This is a genomic window from Campylobacter sp. P0103, assembly GCF_002139545.1.
In the GTDB taxonomy this organism is placed as follows: domain Bacteria; phylum Campylobacterota; class Campylobacteria; order Campylobacterales; family Campylobacteraceae; genus Campylobacter; species Campylobacter devanensis.
Window position 1 is genome coordinate 1 of the sequence record NZ_MJKG01000011.1, and the last position, 6,223, is coordinate 6,223.

9 protein-coding genes are annotated in these 6,223 nt (G+C 28.5%); all 9 read right to left on the reverse strand.

Annotated elements, in window-relative coordinates:
* A partial coding sequence (locus CIGNP103_RS07865; protein WP_086268898.1) for a hypothetical protein occupies nucleotides 1-1,273 on the reverse strand: 1,273 nt, incomplete at its 3' end.
* On the reverse strand, nucleotides 1,266-1,607 hold the full coding sequence (locus CIGNP103_RS07870; protein WP_086268899.1) for a nuclear transport factor 2 family protein: 342 nt from the start codon (nucleotides 1,605-1,607) through the stop codon (nucleotides 1,266-1,268). The genes CIGNP103_RS07870 and CIGNP103_RS07865, both read right to left, overlap by 8 nt.
* Nucleotides 1,600-2,325, reverse strand: coding sequence for a glycosyltransferase family 2 protein (locus tag CIGNP103_RS07875; RefSeq protein ID WP_086268900.1), 726 nt, complete (start codon nucleotides 2,323-2,325; stop codon nucleotides 1,600-1,602). Before CIGNP103_RS07875 ends, CIGNP103_RS07870 begins: the two co-directional genes overlap by 8 nt.
* On the reverse strand, nucleotides 2,322-2,957 hold the full coding sequence (locus tag CIGNP103_RS07880; RefSeq protein WP_086268901.1) for an HAD family hydrolase: 636 nt from the start codon (nucleotides 2,955-2,957) through the stop codon (nucleotides 2,322-2,324). Before CIGNP103_RS07880 ends, CIGNP103_RS07875 begins: the two co-directional genes overlap by 4 nt.
* Nucleotides 2,950-3,615: a hypothetical protein gene (locus CIGNP103_RS07885; protein ID WP_086268902.1), complete on the reverse strand. Its 666-nt coding sequence runs from the start codon at nucleotides 3,613-3,615 to the stop codon at nucleotides 2,950-2,952. Before CIGNP103_RS07885 ends, CIGNP103_RS07880 begins: the two co-directional genes overlap by 8 nt.
* Before the next feature lie 76 nt (nucleotides 3,616-3,691).
* Entirely contained in the window at nucleotides 3,692-4,606 is a 915-nt protein-coding gene (locus CIGNP103_RS07890; RefSeq protein WP_180381812.1) for a hypothetical protein, read from the reverse strand.
* A 142-nt stretch (nucleotides 4,607-4,748) separates the two neighbouring features.
* A complete protein-coding gene (locus CIGNP103_RS08190) occupies nucleotides 4,749-5,051 on the reverse strand; it encodes a hypothetical protein (RefSeq protein WP_180381813.1) in 303 nt (100 codons plus the stop codon).
* Between the two features lie 2 nt (nucleotides 5,052-5,053).
* A complete protein-coding gene (locus CIGNP103_RS07895; RefSeq protein WP_086241921.1) occupies nucleotides 5,054-5,779 on the reverse strand; it encodes a glycosyltransferase family 2 protein in 726 nt (241 codons plus the stop codon).
* An 11-nt stretch (nucleotides 5,780-5,790) separates the two neighbouring features.
* Nucleotides 5,791-6,123 carry a hypothetical protein gene (locus tag CIGNP103_RS07900; protein ID WP_086241915.1) on the reverse strand — a complete coding sequence of 111 codons (333 nt, stop codon included), beginning with the start codon at nucleotides 6,121-6,123 and terminating at the stop codon, nucleotides 5,791-5,793.
* Nucleotides 6,124-6,223 lie beyond the last annotated feature (100 nt).

A 6,223-nucleotide genomic window follows, 5' to 3' on the forward strand; every position in this document is an offset into this window, starting at 1 on the left:
TTAAAATAGCAGCCAATCCCCCCCCCCCGCCGGTGATAAAGCCTTTATTATTGGCTTTTATCAAAGCTTCTCCAAGTTTATAACTTAGGTGATTTTTACATTTTAAAGCTTCTTGATAATCGGAGTATGACTCTAATGGCGGAAGTTTTAAATTTGGGTTATCTTTTATAATTTTATCATAAGCAATTTGTTCAATATCGTGTTGTTTTTTAATAGAATATAAGGTATACGGCATTTTTAAATAGCCTAATATACTTTTAGAGTTTACTATCATAGCTTGGCCTAGTTTATAAAATAAATGAGATTTAATTCTCTCTTGTGCTGATAAAAATACATTCGTATTTAATAAAAACTCAAAAAAATTTCTAAATTCTTTTAGTTTATCATCATCAAATGTACCATTTTGTTTTAAAATTATTAAATCATCTTCTATTTCTTTTTGAATTGGTATTAACTTTGGATTAAATCTAATCCATTGATAAAGACCATTAAGTGGCTTTATATTCAAATTTAAAAATTTTGTTATACACCTATATAAAATACAGTGATTAACTCCATAATCAGCAGAGCAAATTCCAAATGGATATAAATTAAAAAACTCTAAGTTCTTATATAATGAAGCTTGCTTAAATAAAGATAAAAATCTTATCATAGCAAATCTTTTTCCTATGCTAAACATATCACTTGCAAAATTTCTAGCTATATTAGCATGCATTACAATATCATTATCTTGAATTGCAAACAAAGTATTATGCCAATCCAATTTTCCATAACCTTTATCTGGTCTAATATGAATTATATAATCATAAAAAAACTGGCCTTTATTTTCATAATCTATCAACAAATCAATAACTTCATTATAAAGATAAAACATCTTTAAACTATTATTTTTATTTTTAAAATTATCATTAAAATCTTTCTCGTCAATAAAACTACAGCCTTTTACATTAGGCAAGGATTCTATTTGTTTGTGCTCTAATTTTTCTTGTTTTATTTTCCTTATTTGTTTAAAAACATTAGGAAACATTTTAGAAAACTCCCAATTGCTAGTAATTAGTTCGGGTGGTGCTAATTGCACAATACTGTCGTCATACCAATTCCTAAGCCATCCCTCGCCATACCCACCTTCGCCTGGCCAAGCGTGATAACTATCCCATGTGGCTATAAAAACATCAGCATTTAGTGGTAAAGCAATAGATTCTATGTGACTTTTAATTATATCAAGATACTTTCCTCTAAAAGCTCCACTTATACATAATGCTACCTTAGCCATTTGCCACCTCATACAAATAAGCCCTAAGAGCTGAAATTTTATTATCTTCATTCCACTCTATAATATCTACGCCTTCTAAATGTTTTTCATCTAAAATCAATATAAATTCTATAAAACTGGTTTTATTATCAATATAGATATTTTTAGCACTAAAATTTAAATTCAAAAAACTATTAAAAATATCACCGATTGCATTTAAGCAGCTATTTTTTCCATCTATATGCTTTACTACTGGATCTTCTAGATAAAAATCATCAGATAACATATCGCTTATACCTTGTAAATCTTTTGCATTAAATTTATTTATATATTCTTGAGTTAATTTTTTAAGCATTTTTAATCCTTTCATACTCTCTTATTTTTTCCATACTATAAAATGTATGGTAAAATTCCTTATCTATTTTATATATACCGATACTTTTATCCATTAAAATAAGCTCATTTAAAGTTGGAGCAATAAAAAATTGACTATTTAAATGCACATCTTTTTCTATCATTTTTTGAGCAGCCTGCACAAAATCCTTGCCCTGTCTATAATAATAAAATCCAGCAATTGCATTTTTACTAATTGGGTTTTTCTCTACTGCTTCTATTACATTTGAATCATTATCCAGTCTAACATATGCCCATCTAGGATGAATTGATTCAAAGGCGATTACTCCCGCTTTATAATTATCAAAACTAGATACTACTTGATTTAAATTTATCTCAAAATATTGATCTGCATTTGCTATTATGAGTGGATTATCATTATCTATCCATTCTACAGCAAGTAATGCGCTACAAGCCATACCTTGAGTCTGTTCTTTAATAATTATAATTTTGCTATCTTTGCCGGCTAATACCTTAATTGCTTCATCTAAATGAAAACCCCGAACATCATCTTCTTTTAAAATAAAAATAAACTGCTTTTCTTGAAAAACTTGATAATTTTCAATAAGCATCTCTATCATAGTTTTACCACAAATTTCAGTAAATGGCTTTGGGAAAATTATCTCATCTTCTTTAAAAAAACTACTCTTACCTGCTAATGGAATTACAATATTTATCATAGATTTTCCTTTTGAAATTTAGCAATATGCTCTTTAATATTTTCATAATTAACATCACTTACTTCTTTTACCACCATTACATTGGCTCCACTTGCTTTGGCTGCTTTAATACCATTTTCATTATCTTCTACAATTAGGCACTCTCTTGGATCCAAATCTAGCTTAGAGATTGCTTTTATGTACATTTCTGGATCTGGCTTGCCATGTTTTACATCTTCATTTGAGACATAAAATTCAAAATATGGGCTAAGAGCGGCTTTTTGCATCATTACATCAATAGTATTAAAAATTGAATTTGAACAAACAGCCATTTTATACCCTTCTTTATGCAATCTAGATAGAGCATATTGGTGATAAAATCTAGGCTTGCAAGCACGATATACAATTTCCATAGTATATTGCTGTTTCATTTTATTAATAAAGCTATGCAAACCTTTTGGTAGGTTTCTATCTATTGATAAAATTTCCAATTTCTTTTTTGTTGGTAATCCATCAAAAGTTGTTAAATGTTCAGCATAGCTAATCTCCATACCAAAGAGTTTTAAAGCTCTATTGAGTGCCTCATAATGCCAATCTTTTGCCTCTATTAGCACGCCATCCATATCAAAAATTACAGCTTTAATTTTATTCATTAAAAAACCTCCTAGCTTCTTCTATTTTATCTGTACAAAGCATTAAATTTGCGTTTTTAAATTTACTTTCAATTTCTTTATACTCTTGCCACTCTTTTATATAATCTCTTTTGTGTAAATCTGGAGAAACTATACAAATTTTTTTATTATTATTTAGATGTTCTTCTATGATTTGCGAATTTATCCAGTGAGTACAAAACTCATCTAGCCAGATACCTTTTGCTTCTTGGTAAAATGATGGAATTTTCTCATATTCGCTTTGTCTAGTAAAAATATTTAATCCATGTCTAATATAACCTAAAGCATCAGGAATTGACATATCAAAAAAGAAATAATTATCTATTTTATATTTTTGTAATATTGATTTAAGCTCTACTTGCAAGCCATCAGCTTTGATATTTAAAGCTAAAGTAGAATTTTGTATAGATTTATAATCAGAATATAGGGAGAAAAATTTATCTAAACTTAAAGAATTCTGCGTAGCAATGTCATGGGAGATTACTAAAGAACCATTATAATCTCTAATATCAGTCTCTACCCCCCCCCTATAAGATTTAGATGCTAAATCTGAACAATATTGAAATTCTCTTTGAAATGCTATAAGTTGATTTTTTTCATCACTACTTTTCCACCAACCTCGATGAGAAATAATTTGCATTATACCCTCCTATTTAAATATTTGAATTATATTATATCAAATTTAACATACAATACAATAATTAATAGATATTTTACTATTTTTTCATATACTTCTCTTTTAGTCTGATAGCTTTAAATATAAATTTAACATATCCACCTTTATACCAATTTTTACTAGCTTCTATCATAGCCTCTCCAAGTTTATATGTTAGACACTCTTTTTCTTTTAAGGCTTCTTTGTAATCTGGATATGACTCTATTGGTGGAAGTTTTAGATTAGGATTAGCTTTAACTTTTTCATTATAGGCTATTTGTTCTTTTTTATGCATATCTTTTATATAGCTTAATACATAAGGCATTCTAATATATCCCCATATGCTTTTAGAGTTTGCTATCATAGCTTGACCAAGTTTATAGCTTAGTTGATTGTGGATACGGGATTTGGCGGTATATATACTTTGTTGATTTATATTTTCTTTGCCTATTAGCTGTAAAGCTTTGATTTGTTCTTTCAACTCTTTGTTTTCTTGGATTGCGTTGTAATCATATCTTAGGTCTTTTTCTAAAATTTGTGCTTTGAGTTTTTTATTTATTAGATCTTGTTCTAAGTTTGAAATCTCTAAGGATTGTTTTTTGATAGGTATGGAGTTGAGAGTATCTTCTAAGGATTTAAATTTAGAGAGCATTTGTATATTTTCTTTAGTTTTTTCATCTAATTGCAGTTGCAATTCTGATGATTTATCTTGTTCTATTTTTAATTTGGCCTCTAATGAGCTATTATATCCAAGAATAAAATCTCTTCTTTGTAAGAAAAAATCTCTATACAATTTATAATCGATCATTATTATAAAGAGTTCTAAGCGCTTCTCTGGCTGAAAATCATCATGCGGATAATTAGTAAAATAAACTATATCACCCTCATTTATATATCTTATATCAATAACAGGCATTCTCACAAATGGATTAAATGCTACAAAGCAATGCTTTTGTGGTAATGGAAAATTTTTCATACTACCTTTTGTGTATAAGTCTATATATCTTTGTATATTAAGAGGCGATGCAAACAAAATATCCATTCTAGTATATAAAATATAATCATATTTTATACTATTTTCTTTTTCATAGGATTCTCTTAGTCTATTTCCTCTTTTTTTAGATTCGCCCCCCCCCGTGAGCACCTTCTTGTAGATGTTCTACTAATAACTTTTTTGGTTTATATACTCTTTTTATATCATCTATATCATTTTGACTTAATAGATTAATGTCGAATAAATCCTGTCCATTATGCCAACTTCTATCACTGCTGCTACTCATATCCCAAGTATGTATAAATATATCAATTTGCCAACCATCTTTTAAATTAGGTTCAACTATATTTTTAAAAAAGCTCTCATAAGTCTTTTTATATGTTCTTGTATGCCCAAAAAATTGTATAGCTAATCTTTTTTGGATCATAATTATCCTTTAATAAATTTTATATATTTTTGTAAATCATCTGGAGTTCCTATACCGTGCATATCATCAAAATTCATTAAAAAGCAGCCAATTTTTGCTCCGTTTTTAATTGCATAATTATAGGCTGGAGCAGTATAAAATTCATTATTAACTCTATCGTTTCTCGCAATCATATCTATAGCTGAATCTATAAATAAACTTCCTTTAGAAAATAGATAGATTCCAACTGTAGCAATATCAGATATAACCTCTTTTTCTTTTACTTCTACAATTAGCTCATTGTTCATTTTTACAAAAGACCATTTTGGGCTTTTTTCTTTATCCGTAAAACATAAAATAGAACCATCTAAATTACGATTTTTACAATCATTGATATAATCACTTATATCAATATCTATTATTTGATCCGAATTTGCTATCATTAATGGTATATCATTATCTATTAACTCTCTTGCATGCAGCACAGAACAAGCAGTCCCTTCAGTTAATGACTCTACGCTAACAAAGCTAACATTGTAGTCTTTAGCTATCTGTTCGCAAAGTTTTTTTTCATTTTCTAAATAAGCCTTTTGCAATATAATAATATAATGTGCATTATCAACCTTTAAATTATCCAAAACTCTCATAATCATAGGCTTGCCTAATACATCTATAAAAGGCTTTGGCTTGATATATCCTTCTTTGGCAAATCTACTCCCAGCACCTGCTGCTGGTATTAAAATATTTATTTTACTCATCATTATTCTCCATATTTTCCTAGATATTTATCATTATTGGCTGCTGGGATTTTTACTACTACATTTTGAGAATCTTCTAATGCTTCAAAATCTGTATCTTCAAACGGCTTTATAGTTATGATATCGCCCTCTTTATATATCACGCCATTCATTTTTACTTTCCCTTTGGTAATTACGGTAATTTCAGTAGCTACCTTATGATAATGTCTTTCTTCATAATCACCCTTTTTATAGGTTTTTACTCCAACTTCTACTTGATCTGTTTTTAATACATTTGGTTCAAAATCACCAATAAACCAACCACGAATCATATCATTTAAATTATCTATTTTCATTTTTTACCTTTTTGTTTTTATATTGTTTTATTATGCGGTTAATTTCAAATAGCAGCCAATACCCCCCCCCCGCCGGTGATAAAGCCTTTATTATTGGCTT